Below are 25218 nucleotides of genomic sequence, written 5' to 3'. Positions count from 1 at the left end.
GTAGTTGTGGAGAGCGCCGCATTCGGGTACTCTCAGACCACAAACTCGTGAAATACGCTAGCGTCACCTGGTTGGTCCTTGGTCTCTTCGCCGCGAGCTTCACCGCTTGCGCGACCTCCGAGCGGCCGGAGTTCGGCAACCAGCCTTCCGGCGGCGACGGCGGCTACGGCGGCGAAGACGGAAGCGGCGGCAGCGGCGGCATAGGCGGCGCTGGCGGCGCCGGAAACACGGCGTCGAGCTCGAGCTCGAGCAGCACCAGCGGCGGCGGGCCGGTCTGCGTCGAGGACTGCTTCGCCGACGCGGACTGCCAGAATAGCTGTCCCGCGGCCCCGCAAGGCGGCGCGAACTGCTGCGACGTCCCGACCAAGTCCTGCTACGTCGTCGGCTCGACCTCCTGCCCGACCGGGCAGGGCGGCACCGGCGGCACGCCCATGTATTGACGGTTCGGGGCCCAACGCGGCTTCAGAACCTCCGATCGACCCGGACGGCAATCGTCGGCCCGAGGCCCCAGGCGGCCCCGCGGCAGGGGTCGATGTCACCATACTGGCAGGGAAATCGATCGACCACCCACGCGGCCCCCGCGGACGCTCCGATCGCGAGCGAGCCCGGCTCGCCGTGCCCCGTGATCCATTGCCGCACGCCGAGGGTCGCATACGCCCAGAGGTCGACGCCATACCCGCCGTCCAGGGTGATCGCCAATCGTCGCGTCACCGGGACGTCGAGGCCGCCGGTCACGTGCGACAGCGCGAACTGCGTCTGCCGCGTGTAATAGTTGCGGATCAGCGAATACCCCATCTCCGCCCGCAGATGCAAGCCGTCCAGGCTGCCGAGCCGCATCGCCGGCGCGACGGAGAGGCCACTCGGGCCGAAATACTGCATTCGCCCACCGATTCCGAGGCCGACCTCGACGTAATCGGAGGAGAACGCCCCGCGCAGGCGGGCATGCACGATGGTGCCCGGCCCCTCGGGGACGAGGACGAACGCAAAAGGAGAGAGCTCGAAGCCGAGCTTGAAAGGCCGCTGAAAGTAGTACTCGACCGAGAGATCCCCGATCGCGCCCCCGCCCGGCCCGATCAGGTTGAAGAATGGACGCACGGTGCCCTGCACGCGCACCATGTTCCGCGCGAGCGGCGGGAGCATCAGGGGCCGCTTGGCCTCGGGCGCGGCCGCTTCCTCGGCCTCGGCCCGCGCCGCCCCCGCGACGAGGGAAAGCACGAGCGCGGCTGCGTGGAGCAACATGCGCCTCATCCGTAGACCCTCGCGACCTCGAGCTCCTGTGCGTGGCGCAGCAAGGAGCCGAGGCGCTCCTCGTGCGAGCGCGTGTCGATCCGATCGACGGGAATGGCGCCCGCGCGGAGCGCGGCTTCGATACCTGGTTGGCTCGTAAAACGGAAGCTCACCTCCTCCACGCGCCTCCGGTCGACGTCGATGCGCGGCAGCCTGCCCACGGGCCCCGGGGGCAAACCCACCCTCATCGGGTCGATGCACGACGAGAGGTCCGCGGTCGCATCCATGCGTGGTCCGAGGCTCTCGATGCCGAACCGCGTGGCCAGCGTGGCCGCGATCGAGACGTGCTCGAGCTGCGTGGAGACGACCTCGCCCGCGCGAACGGACGGGCCGATCACGAGCGAGGGGACGCGAAAACCGAGCTGGCGGAACGCCGGGCGCGAATCCACCGTGGTCGGCGGGGGCACGTGGTCGAAAAAACCGCCATATTCGTCGAAGGTGATGACGAGGAGCGAGCGCCCCCATTGCGAGCTCTCCTGCATCGAACGCACGATGCTGCCGAGCAGGGCCTCGCCGAGGGCCAGGCTGTGCGGCGGGTGGAGGTCCGAGGACCAGAAATCGGGATCGATCAGGGAGAAATTCGGCAGGTTGCCGGCGCGCGCGTCGTGGAAAAACGTCTCGACCCGCGTGCAGACCATCGGATCGTTCCCCCCGAGCGGACGACCCCGGAAGCCCGCGTGATACCAGTGCGCAGGCCCGGCGGCATACGCCTTCGAGGACCAGCAGCCCTTCCCGAGCCTTTCCCAGATCGTCGCCGGCCCGTCCGTGATCGGATCGTTCGTGGTGATGCCCTGGGACGTCGCGGCGTGCAGGAAAAACCGATTCGGCCAGGTCGGCCCGAGCACGGACGAGAACCACCGGTCGCAGACCACGTATTGATCGGCCAGCGCATAAAACAGCGGAATCTGGCTCCGATCGTGGTACGTCATCGCGTCCCGCTGCCGCACCGGGCTACCCGTATTCGCCCGCAAGAACCCGTCGGTTCGACCTCCGGCGAACGCCGTGTGCGCCGCATCCCAGGTGTGCAGCGGGCCGTGGTGATCACACGGCGCCTCGGCCCGCTGCATGGCAATCGTGGTGCCGTCGTCGTCCTCGTTCGTCTCGCCGCCTTCGAGCCCGTCGACGGCTTCCCGCGCGGGATAATCGGGATCGAACGCGAGCGCGCCGAAAAAGTGGTCGAAGGAGCGGTTCTCCATCATGACGACCACGAACGTGTCGATACCGGCGAGGAGCTGCCTCGGCGTCGGCGCGCCATGGGCATCGAAATCGGGGCCCACGACCGGCGCCGTGGGTCCGGCCTCGCAACGATCGGGCTCCGGCGCGCACCCGCTCCCGAGCGCCGCGGCGCCGATCCCGGCCCCGAGCCCTTTCAACGCCGCGCGACGCGACACCTGTCCCGCAAGCCCTCGCAAAGAATTTCGTCGTGCCATGCCTGAGCTCGGCATAAACATCAGCACGACTTCGAGGACGAGCAAGCTCGATCGTCCACGCATGAGGCTTTCTGCCTCCGGGAATCCGAGGATCTCACGTCACGGAGTGATATCGCGGCAGGGGACGTCGAACGCCCCGTCGCGGGAAACCGCAGATTCCCGGAACGCCCGATATACAGTCGGGACCGCTCGTTCGAGCTTCCGTCAGGCCGCGGTCGCGACGGTCGTCAGTTCGCGCGGCAGCCCGGTGAGCTTCGCGTAGAGCTTGAGCGCCTGCGCGACCACCTGGTCCATGTTGTAATACCGGTACGTCGCGAGCCTGCCGACGAAATGGACGCCTGGCGTGGCCGCGGCGAGCGCCTCGTATTTCCGGTAGAGCTCCACGTTCTCGGGCCGCGGGATCGGGTAGCAGGGCTCGCCCTCGGCGCGCGGGTATTCGTACACGAGGGTCGTCTTCGGGTGCTCCTGCCCCGTGAGGTACTTGAATTCGGTCACGCGCGTGTAGAGGTGCTCGTTCGGGTGGGTCACCACGGGCGCGGGCTGGAAGACCGGGGCGTTCTTCGTCTCGAAGCGGAACTCGAGCGAGCGGTACGGGAGCGGGCCGTGTCGGTAATCGAAATAAGCGTCGATCGGCCCCGTGTAGATGACCTGACCGTGCGGAATCGATCTCTCCACTTCCCGGAAATCCACGCCGAGCATGACCTTGATGTTCGGATGGTCGAGCATGCGCTCGAACATCCGCGTGTAACCGCGGAGCGGCATCGCCTGGTACGTGTCCGTGAAATACCGATCGTCGCGGCTCGTGCGGACCGGGATGTGCGTGGTCACCGAGGCGTCGAGCTCGGAGGGATCGAGCCCCCATTGCTTGCGGGCGTAGTTCCGGAAGAACTTCTCGTAAAGCTCGCGCCCGACCTTGCCGACGATGACGTCCTCGCTCGTCCGCACGTGCGCGATTCTCTCGGCGCGCTCGGCGAGGAACGCCTCGAGCTCGAGCGACGTCAGGCGGAGGTTGTACAGGTGATTGATGGTGTCGAGGTTGATCGGGATCGGGACGAGCTGCCCGTCCACGGACGCCAGCACGCGATGCTCGTACGGCCGCCACGCGGTGAACCGCGAGAGGTAATCGAAGACCTCTTTCGAGTTCGTGTGGAAGACGTGTGGCCCGTACGCGTGGACGAGGAGGCCCTCGTCGTCGTGATGGTCGTACGCGTTGCCTCCGATGTGGCGCCGCTTGTCGAGGAGGAGGACCCGCTTGCCGGATCCGCGCGCGAGCCGCTCTGCCAGCACGCTGCCCGCGAACCCAGCGCCCACGATCATCCAGTCGAACATGGCCCCTCCGTGGCATCGAAATGCACGCCGAGAGGAGCGCCCCGGTCGAACGGCGCGCCCTCCCCGGGTTCGGCCCCGCGCGCGCACGGGCGATCCATTGCCATGTCCTCGCGCCTCGTCGGGGGCATGGAGGCCCTCTAGGGCTCGCCGCGCGGGCGGGAAGCCCCTTCCTCGAGCGAGGCGGCTCAGAGGCCGGTCGGGTATGTCTCCGGCGCCTCGCCTGCCTCCCAGCGCGCGGTCTTTTCGAGGGGCTCGACGGCGTGCGTCAGATCGAAATGAATGACCGCGTCGAACTGGGCAGCGAGGTCGGCGTAGAAGTAATGACTCGCCCGCTCGGTCGCCGGCATGTACACGACCCCGATCGCCCGCTCGAGCCGCCGCGCATGGAGCGGCGAGAGCCTCGGATCATGCAAGAGGAGCGCGAATTTTTCGATGCCCGTGGCGTGCATGATCGCCTCGTAGCTGTCGGGACGCGCGGGACGCACGCGTTTCTGCTCGACCTCGGCGCCCCAGCCCGACGCGGCGGATACCATCCCCGCATACGTGGTGAACCCGATCGAAAAAACGTCCGGGTGGCGCTCCTTCACGAGCTGGCCGACGTTGAGCTCGCCCTCGCGGGACATTTCGGTCGCTCGCGCGTCGCCGAGGTGCGAGTTGTGCGCCCACACGACGACCTTGACGGGCGAGCCGCGCCGGCGCCCGAGGTGCGCCCGCAGCGCATCGAGCGTCTCGGCCATGTGCTCGTCGCGCAGGTTCCAGGAGGCGGCCCCGCCGCGGAACATCGCGCGATAATAACGCTCTGCGTTCTTCACGAGGCGCGCGTTCTGCTCGGCGAAGAACGCCTCGTCTTCGCCCTCCTCGTCCGGGCCGCGGCGGGCATACTCGGGCGCGCGCCGCTGGATCTCCAGAAGCTGCCGGACAACCTCGTCCTCGCACGACTCCGCCATCCCGACGCTCGTCGCATACCCGTACGCCTGCGTATCGTGACCGAAGACCTCGAAGCACCCGTATCGCTCCCTCGCCTTCTCGGCCCCCTCGGGATCGATCCTGTCGAGGTACGCGAGCACGGCCTCGATCGACGTGTTCATGCTGTAGAGATCGAGCCCGTAGAACCCGGCGGCGCGGTGGGGGTGCGCGTCGTTGTGCTCCCGGAGCCATTTGACGAAATCGAGCACGTCCGTGTTTCGCCACATCCACGCGGGGAAGCGCTCGAATCCGCCGAGCGCTTCGAGCGGCCCGGGGTCCGGGCCCCTGCCTCGGACGAAACGATTGATGCGATAGGCGTCGGGCCAGTCGGCCTCGACAGCGACCGCGCAGAAGCCCTTCTCCTCGATGAGCCGGCGCGTCAGCCGCGCGCGTTCGTCGTAGAACTCGTGCGTCCCGTGCGACGCTTCCCCGAGCAGGACGAGCGTCGAATCCCCGATGGCATGGAGCAATGCATCATGGTCGTGCCGCCTCCCCTCGAGCGGGAGAGCGCACGCCGCCACGGTGCGAGGCAGTGCTGCTTGAAGCGGCGCATGCGTAGCCATGTGCGCGTCATGGTACGTCATGGTCGGAATCACAAGCCGCCATTGATGTCTCCCGTGCGCGGAGCCCGCGCGGGCGTCGGGCGTTCCCGACACTGCTCGCGCGCCCGCCGGCGCGGCCCGCGCGCCTGCGATCCAGGCCTTGGACGCGGCGCATCTCCTCGCCAGAACAGCAGAATGTTCGCCTAAGTAAAACTTCATCGGAATGACGAAATCATGTTTGGCTGGGCTCTTGGTTGTGGCATAGTCTCGCGCATGCCTAGAAGAAAGACTGCCGCTCCCTTCACTTCCAAGATTGGTGCCCGTATCCGCGCGCTCCGCGTCGAGCGGAACATGTCCCTGGCCCAGCTCGCGGACGCGGGTGGTCTATCGAAAGGCCATCTCTCCAGCGTCGAGCACGGGCTCGCGGCGATCACGGTCGAGACGCTGGAGCGCATCGCGCTCGCGCTCGAAGCGCTCCCGATGGATCTCGTGACGTTCCCCGAAGAGGACGATCGAGGCCGGATCGCGGACCTCGTGCGCAGGTTGCCGAAGAAAGATCTGCTGAAGCTGCGTCGCGAGATGCAGGCGCGCGCCCCGGTCGAGGCGCAAGCGCCCACGCGTCGCCGCACGAGCGCCCGCGCTTAGACTCAGCTGTCCCCGGGCAGCTTGGGTATTTTTTCGTAATATCTCGGATCCGAGGGCTGCGTCTCCGGGGGCGTCGGCGTATGCAGGGCGTTCGGGGGAATGTGGCCCTCGGCATCGGCCTTTGGTGCACGAGCCGGGCCGCTCGGGGGCACCTCGGGCTCGCTTCGATCGTCGGGTCTCGATTTCTCCTTCCGCATCACCTTCTCGCTCCTGTATGCCGCGGACGCGTCCTCTCGCGCCCGGACGAGCCTCGGTATGCAGACGCCATGCCGAATGCCCTCGCGTCCGTCCGCTTCGCCGCGGCGCGGCGAAAACCGGGCCGCCACGCGGCCTGAACCCTTCCTCCATTCACCCCACCGAAACGCAGTGATACCCTGGGGCATGCTTTCCAGGCCCCTGCGAACCGCATTCTCCTTCCTTCTCCCCCTCGCCCCCCTCGGTGCCGGCTGCGACAGCGATCCCTGCGTGCTCGACGGCCGGACCTGCCACGACGAACTCCGGGTGATCATCCAGAACCCCGACGACTCCTGGGACCAGGGGAGTGGCTCCTCGAGGTCACGGTGGAGGGCACGACGACGCTCTTTTCCTTCGTCTTCAACAACTCTGTCCAGGGCTTCTACAACCTCGACGGCCCCGTGTTCGCCAAGCTGGCGAAACAGAGGCAATGCGTCACCTCGGGGCCGAACACGACCTGCGACGACATCCCCGGCAAGTTCGAGCTGCTCGTCTGGACGCGCGGCAAACCGAAGGACGCGAGCTTACGCCTCCACAAGGACGGCCAGCTCGTCGCGAACCGGGACATCGTCCCCACGTACGTGCCGACCGCTCCGTCCGAAGAGTGCGCCCCCATGTGCGAGCAGTCCATCACGGAGTGGATCTTGCCCTGACAGCCCGCCCGGCGCCAGCGGACAAACCCGGTTCGCCGGAGAGCCGCGGACAAACGGAGGAGGCAGGGCACGTTCGTCCCGGAACGTGGTCTGCATGCAGAACCGCCGCCCGAGCATCGGTGATCAGGGTTTGCCCGCGGACTGGGTTCGTCCGTGCGAAACCGAGGCAGCCGAGGACTTCCCGCCGCGCGTCCCGGTGACGTCGACGAGCCTGCGCAGCGTCGGATACAACCCCGAAGCGCGCGAGCTCGACCTCGAATTCAAGGATGGCAGGCTCTACCGCTACAGCGGCGTGCCCCCCGAGGTGCACGACGGGCTGCTCCACGCACCCTCGCTGGGGAGGTATTTCCTGGCGAACGTGCGTGGACAGTACCCGTGCGAGCGGCTCTGCTGAAGCGGGAGAGCCGGAGGGGACGAGCTCAGCGCGCGTCGAGGCGGAGCAGGGGCGCGCTCGCGATGGGGTTCCAGGTGAAATCACCGCCGAGCGAGTACACGAGCGCGACCGGGATCTCGTATCGGTCGAGGGTATAGGTGATCGTCACCTCGAGGTCGTCGCTCCCCGTCACGAGCGCCTTGCATGCCTCGCCCACGGCCTTTCCATTGGACGGGCTCTTCGTCCCGCGGTTCGTCGCGATCTTCACCTCGGCGCACGAGAAGGCCTTCGCGAGCTTCTCGCGCTCGCCCTTCAGGCCACTCTTGTATTTCGTCTCGGCGGCGCTCTTCGCGGCCTTCGCCTTCGCCTCGGCCCCCTTCGCCTCCGCCACCGCCGCGGCGTCTCCGCCGTCGACCCTCTGCAGGTCCGCGGCCGCCTTCTCGTATTCGCTCGACGCGATGTCGAACGGAACACGCAGGCGCCTGTCGATGCCGTCACCCTGCAAATGCAGATTCCACGTCACGCTGAGCTTGCGTTGCCCCTTGGAGAGCGCCGAATCGTCCACGTGATCGGTGAGCGTCGCGCTCTTCACGGAGCCGGAGAGCTCGTTCTTCGTGAACGTCACCGCCGGCATCGACCCCGGCACGTCCTCGCGCGAGACGCCGAGCAGGCTCAGCTTTGCCTTCGCCATGTCCTGGTAGACGACCTTGTTTTCCTTGACGTACACGAGGACGTTGCCCGAGGCGTGCACCAACTCCCCGGACGGGAGTTTCACCATCTGCATGGTCATCGACGGAGGCGGCAGATCGAATTCGAGCGGCGGGCTCTCGAGGATGTCCGCCCGCGTGTACCGGATCGGATACCGCAGCTCGAGGTGCGAGAGCGGCACGGAGGGGGCGTCCTTCGAGGCGTCCTTGGCCGCCGTCATCGTGAGGACGTTGTACCGCGCGCTCCGATTGCCGTCCGCCTCCTCGCGGACGGGCACGAAGGCGACGTGCCCGGACGCCTTGTCGCGAATGCGCACGGAGTCCCCGACGAGCGCCAGATCGAACGCGCTCTCGTCGAACACGGAGGCGTACGATTTCACGAACACCTTGTTCGCCTTGACCACGATGCGGCCGCGGATCTGCGAGGGCGGCATGTCCGCGATCACGATCGATTCGCACTCGTTCTTGCGCGACACGAGCCGGATCTTCTCCCCCGGCCGCCAGACGCTCTCGTTCGTCGAGCTCGACTCGTTCCGCCACGCCGAGGGCTTCTCGCCGGTGAACGGATCGGCCTTCGCGTCGTCGGGAACGTTGTTGAAATGAAGCGTGTAGGTCGTGTTGTAGAGGTCGCCCACCGAATCGGGGCTGAACTTGCACTCGACCTCGCGGTCGCCATTGACGAAGCGCAGGCTGCCCTCGAACCAGGCGTCGGAGAGCACCTCGCCCGTGTCGTTCGTCGCCTCGATGATGATGCCGAGGCCATACGCGGAGTTCTGGTCGCGCGTGCTGAAGCTGCCGTTGTCGCGCACGCTCGGCATCGCGCGCTCGGACGAGTACGGGTGGAAGAGCTGGAGGTCCTTGATGCTGACCTGGATGCTCTTCGTCGAGGGAGGCGTCGTCGGCTGCACGGCCGCCCCCTCGCTTCCCCCCGCGGCAGCTGCCGCGCCCGTCGATGCCGGCGCGGCGGCCGACGGCGCGCCGGAAGCACCCGGCGCAGCGCCCCCCGAGGCGCCCTCCTTGTTCCCACACCCCCCCACGCCGGCCCCGAGAAGGGCGGCGAGGAGAACCCACCTTGTAAAATGATTGTCCGGACGCATTGCGGGCCACCGTCTGCGATGTGACCCGCGCTTGTCAAGGAATTTGCGTTTGGGCACTACCCTATCATACGGAACGGCCTACCCCGCCCGCCCGCGTCGCCGCCGCAAGGCAAACCCGAGGAGGACCGCCGCCGCTGCCGCCGGAAGGCCGGCCTCCGTGGGTTCGCTTGTCGTGCAGCTACAACCGCCGCCGCTCACGCGCACGTCGCTCCCGCTCGCGCCCCCCCTGCCGCCCGGGCCGCCGCTGCCGCCCGGGCCGCCGCTGCCGCCCACGCCTTCTCCTGCGCCTCCGCTGCCGCCTGCTCCTCCCCTGCCGCCCGCGCCGCTGCTACCGCCTACGCTTCCGCCTCCGCCCGTGCCGTCGGGCTTGCACACGCCGCTCTGGCACGTGCCGGCCGGACAGGAAACGCCGTCGGGTTTGGCCGGGTACGAGCACGCGCCGCTCGCGGGATTGCACGTGCCCTGCTCGTGGCAATCGTCGGGCGGCGCGCACGTGATCGGGCTCGAGCCGTGGCATGTGCCGGCCTGGCACGTGTCCATCTGCGTGCAGGCATTGCCGTCGTCGCAGGATGTGCCCTCCGGCATGACCTTCGCGGAGCATTGCCCGGTGACCGGGTTGCAGACGCCGTCGTCATGGCAAGCATCGCTCGACGGGCAGACGACCGGGTTCTTCCCGACACACGTGCCCGAAAGACAGACGTCCGTCTGGCTGCAAGCATCGTCGTCATTGCATGAGGCGCCGTCGGGCTTCGCGGGGTTCGAGCAGCCGGTCGCGGGATCACACACGCCGGCCTCGTGGCAATCGTCCGACGGGGCGCAGACCACGGAGCTCCCGCCCATACACGTCCCCGCCTGGCAAGCCTCTCCCGTGGTGCAGGCGTTCTGATCGCTGCAAGGCGCGCCGTCCGCCGCGATCGGATTCGAGCAGATACCGGTCTGCGGATTGCAGGTGCCCTGCACGTGGCAGGCGTCGCTCGGCGGGACACAGACGACGAGGTCGCTCCCGACACACATGCCGTTCTGACAAACATCTTTCTGGCTGCAAGCATTGCCGTCGTCGCACAAGGGGCCGGTGAACAGCGCGCAGGTGCCGTTTGCGGCAGCGCCGGCGGCGACGGAGCAGGCATCGCAGGTGCCGGCATTACACGGCGTGTCGCAGCAGACGCCGTCGACGCAGTATCCGCTCTGGCAATCGAGGGCGGCGGCGCAGGAAGCGCCGAGCAGGCTGCCGCCGGCGAAAAGCTCGGCGCTGCCGATGTACGCGAGGTTGTGCTGCCCGCCCGCGACGAGGACCGCGCCATTGCCGAGAGGCGCCGCCCCGTGGCGATGACGCGCGCTGACGAGAGAGGCCGCCGGGGTCCAGTCGTTCGTCTCGACATGGTAGATGTCCGCGGTGCCCGACGACGTGCTATCCGGGAGCAACCCGCCCACGACGAGCACCTGGTTGCCCGGGAGCAACGTGGCCGTGTGGAGGCGCCGCGCATGGCTCATCACGCCCGCCGACGCCCAGGTGTCCAGCGCCGGATCATAAAGCTCCGCGGAGGCGAGGGCCCCATTCGAAGTGCTCGTCCCGCCCGTGACGAGCACCTTGCCCGACGGCAGGAGCGTCGACGTGTGCTGCGCGCGCGCCACGTCCATCGGCGCGACGGCGGTCCAGGCGTTCGTCGCCGGATCATAGATCTCCACGGAGACATAGGTCGGCGAATTCGTGGTCGGCGCGCCGCCGATGGCGAGCACTTTTCCATTCGGGAGCGCCTGGAGCGCGTGGTTGACGCGCGGCACGGTCATGGGGCCGGTCGGCGACCAGGTGTTCGTGTTCGGATCGTAAACCTCCGCCGACCCGAGCGCCGCCTGGTTATAATTGATGCCACCCGAGGCCATCACCTTGCCATTGGCCATCAGCGTGAGCGAGACGACGCAGCGCGCGACGCCGAGCAGGGCCGCATGGGACCAGGTATTCGTCGTCGGCGTATAGATCTCGGTGTCCTTGAGGCAATCCGAGCCGCCGTCCCAGCCTCCGGTGAGGAGCACCCGGCCTGTCGCGAGGACCACCGATTGATGCCCGGAACGCCCGTATGTCACGGGCCCCGCGTACGTCCAGGTCCCGGAGGCGGGATCGTAAAGCTCGGTGGAGGTCAGGTAATTCATCCCATTGTGCCCCGAGGCCACGAGGACCTTGCCGCTCGGGAGCACGTTTGTCGTGTGATAGGCCCGGACCGCATTGAGGTCCGTGGTCGGCGTCCATGCCGGATCGACGAGCACCTCCTCCCCGTTCGCGTCGACCCACAGCTCGATCGTCTCGCCGCGCGCGACGAGCCGCGCCGCGACGGGCTTCCCCGAAGCCGCGACCGCTTCCGGCGCCGTCACGCGTATTCGTGTGACGCCGCGTCCATCGACGAGCTCCACCGCGTCCCCCGCCTGCCGCACCGTGGCGCCCTCGACCGTCCACGCGGCCGCCGCTCGATCCGGCGTCGCGACGCCCCGTTCGAGCCACAACCATTCTTCGTATCCCGCCGCCGTCACCGTCCAGAACGAAGTCCCGCCCGCCCGCTCGTATGCGACCGCGTGGGCGGCGATCGAGCCCTCGCCGCCCACGCCGATCTCGCGCACGTGCACCGAAACATCACCGGGCAACACGAAGCGCACCGGATCCTCGGCGCGACGCGGCAAATGCATGGAAAGCCCGCTCGGCAAAGGCCTGGGCTCCGTGTGCGTCCCCTCGCTCGGGGCCTCGCCGGGCACGGCCGGCGAGCGCGCCACGCGCGCCTTTTGCACGCCGCTCGGCGCCGGGGAAAAACCCTCGTCGCTTCCCACGAAGAGCGCGTCCGCGTCGAGGATCCGCGCCGCCTGCGCCGGGAAACGCTCGCGCAGCGCCCCGGCCTCGCGGGGGCTCACGCCGGGCGTGAATGCGGCGCTCCCGGCCCTCCCCGACGCGCCTTGCGACTCCTCGCCGCTGCACCCCGCGCCGCCCCAGGCAGCGCCGAGCGGGAGCAGGAGGAGCGGCACGGCGAGAGCACGCCTGCAGAGGCGAATCGATTGCATGGCGGTGGATCTCCTGGATCGAGTCGGAAAGCATGCATCGAAGACCCGGGGACGCGCGGCGTCAAGACCCTGCCGCGTCAATGGCGGGACGCCGAAGTTCGTATCGCACGGAAACGACCTCCACGACGCTTGACGATCCACGCGAAACTCCGTGAGATGAATGCCTTCCCCCGCCATGCCGGCGAGGGGCGCGCGCTGGAGATACTCATGCTTGCGAAGATCTCTCGTTCGACTTCATTCGCCGTGGCCCCCGTGCTCCTGGGGCTCCTCGGGGCGCTCGCGCTCACGCAGGGCTGCGGCACGGATCCAGGCCCGGGCGCGAGCGGATCGTCCTCCTCGGGGACCAACGCGGGCGGCGCCGGCGGCGGAGGCACGGGCGGCAGCGGGGGTGCGGGCGGCCTCGGCGGCGCCGGCGGGACCGGCGGCATGGATGCCGGTCCGCCCTGGGATCCGACCGTCGGATGGACCAACTTCGAGGAGAGCGCCGACACACAAAAGATCTACGTATCGAGCTCGGACGGGAACGACGACAACGACGGCCTTTCGCCGGAGAAGGCTGTCAAGACGATCGCAAAGGGTAAGCAACTCCTGCGCGATGGCTTCCCGGATTGGCTGCTCCTGAAGCGCGGCGACGTCTGGAACGAGGGGCTCGGCACGTGGATGCTGTCGGGGCGGAGCACGACAGAGCCGATGCTCGTCTCGACGTACGGCGACGCCGTGGCGCGTCCGCTGCTCGAGACGGGCGCGAAGCGCGGGCTTTCCGCGGACGCGGCCGCCACGCTCCAGCACCTCGCGTTCGTGGGCATCCATTTCCATGCGAACACCCGCGACCCGGCCAGCTCCGATTTCGTGGGCCCGGCGGGCGACGAGGGCGTGGTGTGGCTTGCCCAGGGCGGCGACCTGCTCTTCGAGGACCTCATGATCCAATCCTACACGGGCAACATGAGCATCCAGGGCATTCAGGGCAAAATCAACAACGTCCGGCTGCGCCGCTCGGTCATCGTCGACGCGTACGAGCTCGAAGCTCCGGATCCGAACGAGACCCTCGACGACTCCGAGGGCTTCTATGCGACGAACGTCGACGTGCTCGTGCTCGAAGGGAACGTCTTCGACCACAACGGCTGGAATGCGGACGTCCCCGGCGCGAACGCGACGATCCACAACCACAACGTCTACGTCCAGTCGTCGTGCTCGAAGGTGACGATCCGCGGCAACATCACGACGCGCGCGGCGAGCCACGGCTTGCAGGCGCGCGCGGGCGGCGTCGTGGACAAGAACCTCGTCATCGACAATCCCATCGGCTTCTCGTACGGCCTGACGAACGGCCCGGCGACCCCGGTCCCGGGCGGCGTCACGGGCACGGTGACCGGCAACGTGGTGCACGACGCGGGCGATATCACGGAGGCCGAGCCGCGCGGGATCGGGGTCCAGCTCGGGAACATCAAGTCGGCGGTCGTCGAGGACAACATCCTCGCGCACGACAAGAGCGCGGGCGGCAATCACATCGCGTTCGAGCTCACGCGCAAATACGACCCGATGCAGGTGCCGGACGAGTCGATCAAGGACCTCACGCTCCGGAACAACATCGTTTACGACTGGCGCGGCGGGATCCGCTTCTCCACGACGGCGCTCACGAACGTGAAGATCGAGGCCAACGATTTCCAGTCGCCGCTCCGGGGCGAGGAGCTCGTGCGGTTCTTCAACCAGGACTTCAACGCGGGCGTGACGTTCGGCCAGAACCGCTGGTATTCGAGCGCGCCCGAGAAGAGCTGGTTCGAATTCGGCCCGCAGGCGACGGGCATCTCGTTCACCGAGTGGGTCTCGAAGTCCAAGGAGACGGAATCCACGAATACGGCGGTCTCGTACCCGGATCCGGAGCGCAAGCTCGGCACGTATCACGCATCGCTCGGCAAGGAGGCCACGATCGAGGCCTACATCGCCGAGGCGCGCAAGCAATCGCGCTACAACTATCGATACGAATACACGGCGGAAGGGCCCATCACGTACATCCGCGCGGGATTCGGCAAGGATTGACGGATGGACGGGAGGAGCGCGCTCCGCCGCGGGCGCGCTCCCCCTCCCCTGCCCCGGGACACGCTTCAAGGGCGCGGCGGTGCCTTGAAGCCCATCGCCGCGAGCAGGCGATCGAAATCGTCGAACGGCATGCTCCCGCCCGTCGCGCCCGGGTGCCCGTGGCCCGAGTCTCCGGTGAGCGGCGCGCCGAGGCCGTGCAGGTAACGTAACAGGTCCGGCTCGGCGCGGCTCCGCATGGCGAAATTCACCCGGCCCGGCAAATAATCGTAATTGGCGGCGATCACGATCCGATCGGCGAACCGCGCGGCCGCGCGCTGGGCCACGAGCGGGTGCACGCGCGCCTCCGAGCGGAAGGGCAGGAGCACGACGTTTCCCGCGAAATACGGCCTCGAGCGCGCGCACCTTTGCACCTCCGCCGCGACCTCGGCCCGGATCTCGCGGAGTTTGTCCACGCCCGGCACGCGCCCCTTCGCCACGTCCGCCGGCTCCCGCGCCCGGAGGAGCACCTCCCACGCCGCCGCGATGTCGTGCGCGGCCGAGCGCCGCGGCGCATTCAAGAGCACGATCGCCTCCCGGAGGCTCGCGCGCGGAATGCCGCCCATCATGCCCTTCACCACGTCGGGCAAAGGCGCGGCCCCGAGGTCCGCAATCGCCCCGAGCAGCCCGAGCCAAGCGGAATCCCGCACATCCGCGACTTCACGAAAGAGGTGCCACGCGAGCAGGCTCGTCGCGGCCACCGGCGGATGGCCGAACGCGCTCACGACCGTCGCGCCCGGGGGAAAACCGCTCGTGGGCGCGTGGTGATCCACGAGCAAGGTCGGCAGGCCCGGGAGGATCGGCTCGCCGCGGCTGCCCATGTCGAGCACCACGAGCGCATCCGGCTTCGCGGCGACGATTCGCGCTCGCAGCGCGTCCATGTGCACGTGCTCCCCCTTGCCGGGCAGGACCGGCACCACCTCGGCCCCCAGTCGTTCGAGCGCTCGAAACGCGAGCGCTCCCGCGGACAAACCGTCGACGTCTCCGTCGGGCACGAGCGCGAAGCGCCCGCGCGCGTGGGCCCGGACGAGCGCCCTTCCGGCCTCCATCGCCGCGGGATCCGCGGGCCACGCCTCGGCTTGCTCGATCCGCTTCTCCGCCGCCGCTCCCATGAAAAACCCATCGGGCTCGAAATGGATGCACGGGAGGGCTCCCGGATCGCAGCTTTGGCCTTAGTTGCTCGCTTCCATGGGAAAGCATCGCCTTGGCTACGTGGCCCAGTGTTTGTCCTTGAAGATCGGCGCGAGCCACACCTGCCGCGTCGCCAATGCCACGCCCGCCCGCCTCCTCGACCTCATCGCGCAGAACCTCGCGGAGCTCGAACAGATCCTCCTGTTCAACGAGAAACACGGTATCCAGGTCTTCCGCATCGGCTCCAGCCTCGTCCCGCTCGCCTCGCACCCCGTGAACGAGCTCCACTGGTGGAAACACTTCGCGCGGGATTTCGACGAGATTGGCGCGATCGCCAGGCGCTCGGGGCAACGGCTGTCCATGCACCCCTCGCCCGCCGGCGCCTCGCTCGCCTCGGCGCGCCCCGAGGTCCGCCTGGCCGCCGAGAAGGAATTGCTTTATTCGACGCGCGTCCTCGACATGCTCGGCCAGGGCCCCGAGGCGCGCGTCGTGCTCCACGTCGGCGGGGCCGCGCCCGATCGGGCGACCGCGATGGATGCCGCGCACCGGATGCTCGACGCCCTGCCCGACGACGCGCGCCGCCGCATCGCCGTCGAGCACGACGACCGCACGTGGAGCGCTCGCGAGGTTTTTCCACTCGCCCGCGCGCACGGCCTGCCGTTCCTCGCCGATCCGCTGCACAATGCCGTCTTGCCCTCGGATCCCGTCGTCCCCATCGACGAGCTCTTCCGCATGGCGAACACGACCTGGCTGCCGCTCGGCCTGCGGCCCAAGCACCACCTCGCCAGCCAGAAGAAGGACGGTCCTCCGGGCGCGCACGCTGATTACATCGATCCCAAGGATTACCGCGAGGCCGTTGCCGCGCTCGAGCTGCCGAGCGATTTCATGATCGAGGCGAAGCAAAAGGACCTCGCGCTCTTCAGGCTCCAGCGCACGCGCCTCGAACCGGCCAAGCCGAAGCGCGCCGCGGTCGTATCGCGCGCCTGAACGGGAAAACGCGGGAGACCTGGATGCGGCTTTGACGTGCCCGCCGCGCAGCCCGACGTTCCCGGGCATGAGGCTGTCGCGCAGCGCGATTTCCCGTCTGGTCGTTTCGTCCCTCGCAACGCTCGCCGGATGCGGAACGGATTCCGCGCCCACCGAACGCAACGAGAGCCCCCTCTTCGGAAATGATGTCGAACCCTCGTGCCCCGCGCCCAGCGTTTACGCGGGCAGGCTCGACGACACCTTCGGCGTGAACGGAATGGCCCGGGTGAGCTTCGGGGCCGACGACGACGGAGCGTTTTTTGGGCTCGATGTCGCGGGCGATCGAATCCTCGCGGCGGGCTGGGCCGCGGGAGGGCTCGGGGGCGTTCGTTTCCGCCTGGCGCGGCTCACCACGTCCGGGAGGCTCGATCCGACGTTTGGTGGCAGTGGCACGCGCGGCACGGGATTCTCGCCGGCGATCTCCGACACCTCCTTTGCCGTCGCCGTCGGTCACCAGAGCGACGGTGGAATCGTCGCGATGGGCCACCGTGACAAGTTCCACGGCGAATCCGCGAACATCGCGCTCGTGCGTTTCGAGCCGGACGGGTCGATCGGGGGCTCCGGGTTCGGCACCGACGGGAAGAGCCTGATCGACCTCGGCGGCGAGGAGTCCGTCACGGATGGCCTCGTTCTTCCGAACGACAAGATCCTCGTGGTCGGTGGGCGCGGCAGCCAGGAGATTCTCATTGCCCGCGCCACCCGGACCGGCGCGCTCGATACCACGTTCGCTGCACCGAAGGGATACGTGACCGTCCCCGTGGGCGTCTCCGCGCACGCCCGATCGGTCGCCCTCGACGCGAGCGGCCGCATTCTCGTGGCCGGCACCGCGGACCTCGACCAGGGAACCATCATGGTCGTGCTTCGCCTGACGGCGGACGGCGTGCTCGATCCCTCGTTCGGCGGCGATGGCGTGATCGAAGCCGGCCGTGACACGAACCGCGAGCGCGCGGTGTCCGTCGCGCCTTCTGCCGACGGCACCATTGTCGTGGCCGGCGACACCGGAGGGGACGAACCAGATTTCGTGGTCCGCCGCTTCCTCGCGGACGGCAGCCCCGACCTCTCGTTCGGCTCCGAGGGCCGCGCGGAAGGGCCACGCCACGCGGGCAGCATGCGAGCCGAGGACATGGTGGTATTGCCCGGGGGGGGTATCCTCGTCGTCGGCAATTCCCCGGAAAACGAAACAATCGTCTCGCCCGTCCTCGTGCGGTACACATGCGACGGCCGCGTCGACACCACGTTCGGCGTTCACGGCATCCTGCGCGTATACCTCGGGGAGAACGGGGTCCTGCATACGGTCCGGCTCCACCCGGGCAATCGGGTTCTCCTCGGCGGCGCCGATGTGGGGATGACCCCGGGGCCGGGGACGTATGGAGTGGTCGTTCGCATGTGGATGTGACGAAAAGAAACGGGCTCACGCGAAGAGACACATGTGATAAGGGACGGCATGCTCCCTCTGCCGACCGTGGATGCGGCGCTCCCCACGATCCACCGGCTCCTCGTCCGGTTCGACGAGGCGCTCACGCGGCTCGGCGGTCGCCCGAGCGCGCTCGAGCTCGAGCGGCCGACGTTCCTGGTCCACGAGGCCCTGTCGGGTCAGTCCCGCGAATTCCACAGCCACGCGCACGTGCTCACGCTCACGGAGGGGACGAGCCCGATCGAGACGCTCGCGGGCATCTTCCACGACGTCGTGTACGTGCAGGTGGATCAGGGTTTTCCCCGGATGGTGAGCGACATCCTGCGCCCGCTGCTCGCATCCGTGGACGGGACCGGTTACCGGATCGGCCTCGGCGTGCTGGAGGACCCGGCCACGGCCCTCGTCGCCCGCATCTTCGGCCGCGAGCCCGGCGACGAGCTCACGCCGCTGACCGGCCTGAACGAGCTCGCGAGCGCCTTCGTCGCCGTCAAATGCCTGTCGCCGTTCCTGCCGCCCCGCCACCTCGCCGAGATCGCCGCCGGGATCGAGGCGACGACCCCGTTCCGCGAGACGGCCGCGTTCGATCGCCTGGCGGGGCGCCTGCGGGAGCTCGGGATCCCCGGGCTCGACGCGAATGCCTGCGAGGACGCGGTGCGCGCCGCGGTGCGGCTCGCGAACCGCGACGTCGAGAACTTCGCCGAGGCCGATCCGGCGCGTTTCCTCGACAATACCTGGCGGCTCCTCCCCGAGACGAACCCCGCGCTCCACATGCCGAACGTCTATCGTAACGGCGAGTATCGGCTCGCGCTGCAGCGCATGGAGGCCTTTCTCTCGACCCTCGCCGCCGAGCGCGTCTTTCACGCGTTCCGCGGCGAACCTTCGCCCGAGGTGCACGCCCGGCGGATCGCCCAGGCCCGACGCAACATCTCGCTCGCGGTGCGATATCTGCGGGCCAAGCTTTATACGATCGCGCTCGTCGAGGCTTTCGCCTGCGCGACGGGCGGGGACGCGCCCATCGAGCTCTTCCTCGGGGGCATTCCGGACGAGAACAACACGAACCCCGTGCGGGCCGAGCTCTTCCTCGAGCGGGCCCCCGATTCCTCGGCGGACCTCGATCCCGTCCTGCTGCGCCTGCTCGAACAGGGCCGCGCGAGCCCTTCGAGCTTCGACCTCGGGGCCTCGCCGTACACTGCGTTCCTTTACCGGTCGTTCGGCGAGCGCGCGCTGATGGAGCGGCTCGAATCCACGCGGCCGTGGATCCGCGGGCGGGTCCCGGCGCGGGATTGGCTGGCCACGCAGGCTTGCCCGCCGGTCGCCGCGCTCGCCCGCGCCATCGCCCGCGTGACGATGACGAGGCGCGAGGCGCTCGAAAAGCTCGCGGACGGGATGATCCCCCAGGTGGGCTGAACGAGGACGGCAGACCTCCGGCGAGTGGCTGACGCGAGGCGTCGTTCTCAACGGGGCGCGATGGCATTGACGTGACTCCCTGGACACGCGTAGCCTAAAAATGCCAAGCGGGATCTCGCGCGGGTTTTCCCCGGCGGCGGCCCCCGCAAGGACGAGACGTCCCCATGAGGTTTCGCACGATTCGACGCCTGCTCGCGGCTACGGTTCTGGTGGCTGGCCTCTCTGCCGTCTCCAGCGCGGACGCGGCCGTCCCCCTGACGATCACCAACCAGGGACGGCTCTTCGACGCGGACGACACGCCGATCAACGGCGAGCTCACCGTGACCTTCGCGATCTACGACGTGGCGGACGCGCAAACGCCGCTCTGGAGCGAAGAGCACAAGGTGGCCTTCGACGAGGGGTTCTACTCGGTCTCGCTCGGTTCGATCGTTCCGTTTGGGGACAAAGTATTCGACGGCTCGGTCCGGTACCTGGGAATCACGATCGACAGCGATCCGGAGCTCCTGCCGCGCGCGCCCATCCAGAGCGTGCCGTATGCGCTGCTCGCGAACGACGTGAACGGGGACATCCACCCGACGAGCGTCTCGATCAACGGGACCGAGGTCATCAACAACAACGGCGAGTGGGTCGGTCCGCCGACGGGGCTCATGGGGCCGACGGGTGCGACGGGTCCGCAAGGTCCGGTAGGCGCGGATGGCGTGATGGGCCCCGCGGGTCCGACGGGCGCGATGGGGCCGATGGGGCCGGTGGGGCCGACGGGCGCGCAGGGCGCCGTGGGTCCGGTGGGGCCCATGGGTCCAATGGGGCCGGCGGGCGTAATGGGTCCCGCGGGACCGATTGGACCGATGGGCCCGGTGGGTCCGACCGGTGCGACCGGCGCGACGGGCGCGATCGGTCCGGCGGGCCCGATGGGGCCGACGGGCGCAATCGGTCCCCAGGGGGATGTGGGTCCCACCGGGCCAGTTGGACCCATCGGTCCGCAGGGTGTGACGGGTCCTCAGGGTGAGGTCGGACCCATGGGACCGACGGGCGCAATGGGGCCACAGGGGGATGTGGGTCCCACCGGGCCAGTTGGACCCATCGGGCCACAGGGTGTGACCGGTCCTCAGGGTGAGGTCGGACCCATGGGACCGACGGGCGCAATGGGTCCCCAGGGAGATGTGGGTCCCACCGGTCCAGTTGGACCCGTCGGGCCACAGGGTGTGACTGGTCCTCAGGGTGAGGTCGGACCCATGGGACCGACGGGCGCAATGGGTCCCCAGGGGGATGTGGGTCCCACCGGACCGGTTGGACCCATCGGGCCACAGGGTGTGACCGGTCCTCAGGGTGACGTCGGACCCATGGGACCGACGGGCGCAATGGGCCCGCAAGGAACCGTAGGTCCCACCGGACCGGTTGGGCCCATGGGGCCGCAGGGTGTGACTGGCGCCACCGGCGCCGTCGGTCCTCAAGGTCCCGTAGGTGCTACCGGCGCGACGGGCGCCATTGGTCCACAAGGTCCAGCTGGCGCAACGGGCGCGACGGGCGCCATTGGTCCGCAAGGTCCGGCTGGCGCAACGGGCGCGACGGGCGCCATTGGTCCGCAAGGTCCGGCTGGCGCAACGGGCGCGACGGGCGCCGTCGGTCCGCAAGGTCCCGTCGGCGCGACCGGCGCACAAGGCCCCATTGGCCCGACCGGCGCGCAAGGCCCCATTGGCGCCACCGGCGCACAAGGCCCCGTCGGCGCCACCGGCGCGCAAGGCGCGCAAGGCCCAGCGGGCCCCGCCGGCGCGACCGGCGCACAAGGCCCCCAGGGCATCCAGGGCCCGATCGGCCCCACCGGCGCGCAAGGCCCCGCAGGCCCGCAAGGCGTCACCGGCGCGCAAGGCCCGCAAGGCGCCCAGGGTCCGGTCGGCCCGCAAGGCCCTGCCGGCTCGGCCAACATCAATGGCACGGTCAATACCGTCATCAAATTCACCGGCGCCACGACCGGCGGAAACTCGAGCATCACCGACGACGCCACCACGGTGACCACCACCGGCCGGTTCGACGTCACGGGCGGCGCGGGCACGGTCTACGACACCGCGTCCATCGAGGTCCGCACGACCGCGACGCCGCGCATCTCCTTCCACTGGCCGGGCGTCGTCGCCTCGCAGCTCGGCATGGGCAGCGACGGCATCATTCGCACGTACAACAACCCGGGCACGGGTTACGAGCAGTTCGCCGCGTCGAACATCCACGCGAACGGCTACCTGCGCATCGCCTCCAATGCCGACGGCGCTGGCAACATCCGGTTCACCGCGGCGAACCCGTACATCGTCGCGAGCTCGTATGTCATCGTCCCCGGCGGCGCCTATTTCAACGCGGGCACCGTCTACTTCACGGCGCAGGCGCAGTTCCGCGGCGGCATCCACAACGACACGGCCGCGTATCTGCAGTACGACGGCGGCACGTCGAACATCAACTACTTCCCCGGCACCATCGGCGTCGGCACGGCGAGCCCGGGCGAGCAGGTCCACGCGACCGGCAACATCCGGGCCGACGGAATCGTGTACTGGGGCAATGGCCTCACGCGGACGGAGACGAAGGACAACGCCGACGCGACGGGCTCGCGGAGCGGCTTCTTCGAGACCTCCGCGCCGGTGAACTACTATCCGAACGCGTCGGGCTGGCAGCACCTCATCGACGTGCGGCATTCGAATGGCGGCAACAACTACGCCATGCAGATCGGCGGCAGCTTCTTCGACCAGGACCTCTGGTTCCGCAAGACGAACAACGCCGGCAACACCACGTGGTCGCAGCTCATCGGCGCGGGCCCGAGAGCGTGCACGGCGCCGTTCAATGCCTACGGTGTCACCACCAACACGACCCTCGGAGGCATCGCGCGCTCGAACACGATCTGCGTCACGCCGTTCTTCTCCCCGCAGACCTTCAACAACGCGCAGAACGTCTGCGCCGCGCTCGGCGGGCACATCGCGACCTACAACGAGACCTACAGGATCGTGCAGGCGCATGGCACGGCGGGCCAGCTCTACAATGGCGATTGGCTCGGGCACCGCGCCGGCGACGACGACGCCTATTGCGTCAACAATACGACCAACGCCAGCAACTTCGAAGGCGAGTGCGACAAGAACGACAGCCGCTTTTTCCGTTGCGCCAACAACTCCACCTACAATGAATGACAAGGCCGGGCGCGCGAGGATCGTCTCCATCGTCGCGCTCGCGGGCCTCGTCGTCGGGGCTGCTCTGCTTGTCCGCTCGCGCTTCGCCGAGGCGCCGGAGGCGCGAGATCCGGCGGCGAGCCCCGTGGGCGTCGAGCACGCGCCCGTCGCGTCGCCGGGGACGACGAGGACGACGGCGATGGGGGCGACGAACGCGGCGATCCCGGAGCCCGCGAGCGCTTCTCCCGAAGAATCACGGAAGCCGCTCGATCCGGACGACTACGTACGAAACGGCTCCAAGGAGCCCATCCTGCCCCGCGAGCTCCGCGTGGACGTCGAGGTCTCCCCGCGCGGCCCGCTCACCGCGGAGCCGCTCGCCCCGCGCGTCCTCGAGGTGAACGCCGAGGTCTCTCCCCGCGGCGCCATGACCACGGAGCCGCTCCCACCTCGCGTCCTGGAAGTCCAAGCTGCGCCCGCCGAGCGCTGAAACAACCGCGTCGAGTGACCTTTTCTCCCGACCAACTCGGGCGTAAAACGGCCCTCCGATGATCCCGAGGCCCCTCGCCCGCGCCTTCCGTCTGCCTTCGCTTCTCGTTTGCGCCGCGATGCTCTGGGCCTGCGATCGCACCCCCGAGCTCGCGCGGCAGCACCTCGCGCAGGGCGACGCCGCCCTCGAAGCCGGCCGTTACCCGCAGGCCCTCACGGCGTACGGCCACGCGCGCGAGCTCGCGCCCACGGACCCGGACGTGCAACGCGCCCTCATGCGCGCGCGCGTCCACCTCATTGCCGAGAGCGCCGCGCGTATCGCCCCCGAGGCCATCGACGACGCTCGTTATGAGGCCCAATTGTTGCTCGACACGGACAAACCACGCGCGGCCGTATATCTGACCGCGCTCGGCAACATCCTGGCCCGGCAGGGCGACGCCGAAGGGGCCAAGGCCAAGTTCACCGAGGCGCTCGCGATCGATCCGACCTCTCCGCTCGCGCATACCGCGCTCGGGCTCGTTTTGATGAGCCGCAAGGAGGACGCGGCGCGCGCGAAATCCGAATTCCAGCTCGCGCTGAAGGTGAAGCCTGCCGATGCCGGGGCGCTCGTGGGGCTCGGGCAGATCGAGCTCGCCGAGGGTAACATCGCGGGCGCGGCCGAGCACCTCGAAGCGGGGCTCCGGATCGCGGAGAGCTTCGACGCGCGTATGGCCCTCGGGCGCGCGCGGGCGACGCAGCAGAAGAACGTCGACGCGATCCTGCATTTCCAGCGCGCGGCGGAGCTCGACCCGAAGAGCGCGGAGGCCATGGGTTCGCTCGGCCAGGCGCTGCTCGGCGCGGGCAAGCTCGAGGACGCGGAGCGTGCGCTCCGGGCCGCGACGCAGATGCGCCCGGATCCGGAGACGAGGAACGCGCTCGGCTTTGCGCTCGTGCGACAGAAAAAGGCGGCGGCCGCGCTCGACGTCTTCCGCGGCGTGCTCGCGAGCGACGCGACCTCGGCGCCCGCGCTCCTCGGAGCCGGCATCACGAACGAGGATCTCGGGCAAAAGGAGCAAGCGCTCGCCTTCTACCAAATACTCCTCGCGCTCACGCCGAGCGGCCCCGACGGGCGTATGGTCGCGGATCTGCAACGACAAGCGCAGAGCCGCGTCACGGCGCTCTCGGCGGCGCCGGCCGCGTCCGCGTCGGCCTCGGCGGGCCCGGCGGCGCCGCCTCGTCCGAAAGAAAAACAGCAGAATCCTTTCTAGATGCTTCGCAACCGACAAACGGTTGACAGGACAACCCGACGCGTGTGGGTTTGTCGTTTCGGATTCCTTTGCTCCGCGTGAGCTGCTAGCGTTCGTCGCTGCGCCGAACGGCGCGAGGGAGGTCTCCGTGATCAAGGGCGTTCACGCGATGTTTTACAGCAGCGACGCGGCCGCGGCGTGGAGTTCAAGGACGAAATCACGGATCGCGGGTATGGCCTCGTGATTCACTTCGTCATGCCGGGCGGCGTGGAGGTCGAGCTCTACCAGCCCCGATATCAGAAGCGCTAGCACGTGCCCCTTCCCACCTCTTCGCGAACGTGGTAAGCGAAGAGGCCATGACGCGGACGAAAAAGGCTCTCGTGGCGGTCGCCGCGCTCCTCGTGGCGGGGGGCGCGGCATTCGTGGGGTGGATGGGCCCGCGCAACGTGATCGGCATGTTGCGGTACGACCAGCGCGAGGAAGGGCGACTCAAGGTCGGCGACGCGGCGCCGGACGTGGAGCTCGTCGCGCTCGCGGAGGGGCGGCGGGAGAAGCTCGCGGCGTACATCGGGGAAAAACCGCTCGTTTTGATCTTCGGCAGCTTCACATGACCGCCGTTCCGGCGCTCGGTCGAGCGTCTGAAGGCGATGTCCGGGCGTTATGGCAAGAGCGCCCGTTTCCTCACGATTTACATCAAGGAGGCCCACCCGACCGATGAATGGCAGATGGATGTGAACGAGCAGCAAAGCGTCTGCTACCCGCAGCCGCGGAGCACGGAGGCGCGCGTCGCCATCGCCGCCGATTTCGTGAAGCGGTTCCAGTACGACATCCCGCTCCTCGTGGATCCGATCGAGAACCCCGCGAACGCGGCGTACGCGGCCTGGCCGGAGCGGCTTTACGTGATCGACGAGAAGGGGCAGGTCGTTTACAAAGGCGGCATGGGCCCGTTCGAGTTCCACCCGGAAGAGGTGGAGGCGTGGCTGGCTCGAAGGTTTCCGGGGGAATAGGAGGCG

At 68.7% G+C, this 25218-nt stretch carries 20 protein-coding genes and 1 pseudogene; 13 read left to right on the top strand and 8 right to left on the bottom strand.

Annotated features, from left to right (window positions below; translation table 11 throughout):
* Positions 1-47 precede the first annotated feature (47 nt).
* Positions 48-440, top strand: a complete 393-nt coding sequence (locus QHF83_RS04795) for a hypothetical protein (RefSeq protein WP_282416571.1) — start codon at positions 48-50, stop codon at positions 438-440.
* A 22-nt stretch (positions 441-462) separates the two neighbouring features.
* On the opposite strand, the gene QHF83_RS04790 is transcribed toward QHF83_RS04795, so the two are convergent.
* From QHF83_RS04790 to QHF83_RS04775, 4 genes are all read right to left on the bottom strand, one after another.
* Positions 463-1239, bottom strand: coding sequence for a hypothetical protein (locus QHF83_RS04790; RefSeq protein WP_282416570.1), 777 nt, complete (start codon positions 1237-1239; stop codon positions 463-465).
* 5 nt (positions 1240-1244) lie between these two features.
* Positions 1245-2678 (bottom strand): alkaline phosphatase family protein, encoded by a 1434-nt coding sequence (locus tag QHF83_RS04785; RefSeq protein WP_282416569.1) that lies wholly within the window; start codon positions 2676-2678, stop codon positions 1245-1247.
* Between the two features lie 243 nt (positions 2679-2921).
* Positions 2922-4046, bottom strand: coding sequence for a UDP-galactopyranose mutase (gene glf, locus QHF83_RS04780; protein WP_282416568.1), 1125 nt, complete (start codon positions 4044-4046; stop codon positions 2922-2924).
* Positions 4047-4231: 185 nt separating this feature from the next.
* Positions 4232-5575: an erythromycin esterase family protein gene (locus QHF83_RS04775; protein ID WP_282416567.1), complete on the bottom strand. Its 1344-nt coding sequence runs from the start codon at positions 5573-5575 to the stop codon at positions 4232-4234.
* A 213-nt stretch (positions 5576-5788) separates the two neighbouring features.
* Between QHF83_RS04775 and QHF83_RS04770 the strand changes: the two genes are divergently transcribed.
* The 3 genes from QHF83_RS04770 (at position 5789) to QHF83_RS04760 (ending at position 7480) form a co-directional block, all read left to right on the top strand.
* Positions 5789-6199 carry a helix-turn-helix domain-containing protein gene (locus tag QHF83_RS04770; protein WP_348980425.1) on the top strand — a complete coding sequence of 137 codons (411 nt, stop codon included), beginning with the start codon at positions 5789-5791 and terminating at the stop codon, positions 6197-6199.
* 560 nt (positions 6200-6759) lie between these two features.
* Positions 6760-7086: a hypothetical protein gene (locus tag QHF83_RS04765; RefSeq protein WP_282416565.1), complete on the top strand. Its 327-nt coding sequence runs from the start codon at positions 6760-6762 to the stop codon at positions 7084-7086.
* A 94-nt stretch (positions 7087-7180) separates the two neighbouring features.
* Complete coding sequence (locus QHF83_RS04760) at positions 7181-7480, top strand: KTSC domain-containing protein (protein WP_282416564.1); 300 nt, start codon at positions 7181-7183, stop codon at positions 7478-7480.
* A gap of 25 nt (positions 7481-7505) precedes the next feature.
* On the opposite strand, the gene QHF83_RS04755 is transcribed toward QHF83_RS04760, so the two are convergent.
* Both QHF83_RS04755 and QHF83_RS04750 read right to left on the bottom strand, forming a co-directional pair.
* On the bottom strand, positions 7506-9074 hold the full coding sequence (locus QHF83_RS04755) for a hypothetical protein (protein WP_282416563.1): 1569 nt from the start codon (positions 9072-9074) through the stop codon (positions 7506-7508).
* Positions 9075-9341: 267 nt separating this feature from the next.
* Positions 9342-12305 carry a kelch repeat-containing protein gene (locus QHF83_RS04750; RefSeq protein ID WP_282416562.1) on the bottom strand — a complete coding sequence of 988 codons (2964 nt, stop codon included), beginning with the start codon at positions 12303-12305 and terminating at the stop codon, positions 9342-9344.
* A 207-nt stretch (positions 12306-12512) separates the two neighbouring features.
* On the opposite strand from QHF83_RS04750, the gene QHF83_RS04745 reads away from it, so the two are divergent.
* Positions 12513-14339 carry a right-handed parallel beta-helix repeat-containing protein gene (locus tag QHF83_RS04745; protein ID WP_282416561.1) on the top strand — a complete coding sequence of 609 codons (1827 nt, stop codon included), beginning with the start codon at positions 12513-12515 and terminating at the stop codon, positions 14337-14339.
* A 65-nt stretch (positions 14340-14404) separates the two neighbouring features.
* Here the strand turns inward: QHF83_RS04745 and QHF83_RS04740 are convergent, their stop codons facing one another.
* Positions 14405-15487, bottom strand: a complete 1083-nt coding sequence (locus QHF83_RS04740) for a hypothetical protein (RefSeq protein ID WP_282416560.1) — start codon at positions 15485-15487, stop codon at positions 14405-14407.
* A 76-nt stretch (positions 15488-15563) separates the two neighbouring features.
* Between QHF83_RS04740 and uvsE the strand changes: the two genes are divergently transcribed.
* The 3 genes from uvsE to QHF83_RS04725 all read left to right on the top strand — a co-directional run bounded on the left by uvsE (position 15564) and on the right by QHF83_RS04725 (position 19353).
* Positions 15564-16493 (top strand): UV DNA damage repair endonuclease UvsE, encoded by a 930-nt coding sequence (gene uvsE / locus QHF83_RS04735; RefSeq protein ID WP_282416559.1) that lies wholly within the window; start codon positions 15564-15566, stop codon positions 16491-16493.
* A gap of 256 nt (positions 16494-16749) precedes the next feature.
* On the top strand, positions 16750-17928 hold the full coding sequence (locus tag QHF83_RS04730; RefSeq protein ID WP_282416707.1) for a hypothetical protein: 1179 nt from the start codon (positions 16750-16752) through the stop codon (positions 17926-17928).
* Between the two features lie 48 nt (positions 17929-17976).
* Positions 17977-19353, top strand: a complete 1377-nt coding sequence (locus tag QHF83_RS04725; protein ID WP_282416558.1) for a hypothetical protein — start codon at positions 17977-17979, stop codon at positions 19351-19353.
* 403 nt (positions 19354-19756) lie between these two features.
* Here the strand turns inward: QHF83_RS04725 and QHF83_RS04720 are convergent, their stop codons facing one another.
* Complete coding sequence (locus QHF83_RS04720) at positions 19757-19960, bottom strand: hypothetical protein (protein ID WP_282416557.1); 204 nt, start codon at positions 19958-19960, stop codon at positions 19757-19759.
* A 796-nt stretch (positions 19961-20756) separates the two neighbouring features.
* On the opposite strand from QHF83_RS04720, the gene QHF83_RS04715 reads away from it, so the two are divergent.
* From QHF83_RS04715 to QHF83_RS04695, 5 genes and pseudogenes are all read left to right on the top strand, one after another.
* On the top strand, positions 20757-22514 hold the full coding sequence (locus QHF83_RS04715; protein ID WP_282416556.1) for a hypothetical protein: 1758 nt from the start codon (positions 20757-20759) through the stop codon (positions 22512-22514).
* Complete coding sequence (locus QHF83_RS04710) at positions 22507-22980, top strand: hypothetical protein (RefSeq protein ID WP_282416555.1); 474 nt, start codon at positions 22507-22509, stop codon at positions 22978-22980. Before QHF83_RS04715 ends, QHF83_RS04710 begins: the two co-directional genes overlap by 8 nt.
* Before the next feature lie 58 nt (positions 22981-23038).
* A complete protein-coding gene (locus QHF83_RS04705) occupies positions 23039-24226 on the top strand; it encodes a tetratricopeptide repeat protein (protein WP_282416554.1) in 1188 nt (395 codons plus the stop codon).
* Positions 24227-24561: 335 nt separating this feature from the next.
* A complete protein-coding gene (locus tag QHF83_RS04700; protein WP_272419802.1) occupies positions 24562-24816 on the top strand; it encodes a hypothetical protein in 255 nt (84 codons plus the stop codon).
* Positions 24817-24828: 12 nt separating this feature from the next.
* Positions 24829-25212: pseudogene (locus QHF83_RS04695) on the top strand (deiodinase-like protein); the annotation flags it as partial.
* Positions 25213-25218 lie beyond the last annotated feature (6 nt).

It is taken from the genome of Polyangium sp. 15x6 (assembly GCF_029960785.1).
Taxonomy (GTDB): Bacteria; Myxococcota_A; Polyangia; order Polyangiales; family Polyangiaceae; genus Polyangium.
The sequence above is the reverse complement of the archived record's forward strand: the minus strand, read 5'-3'. Positions and strand labels throughout refer to the sequence as shown.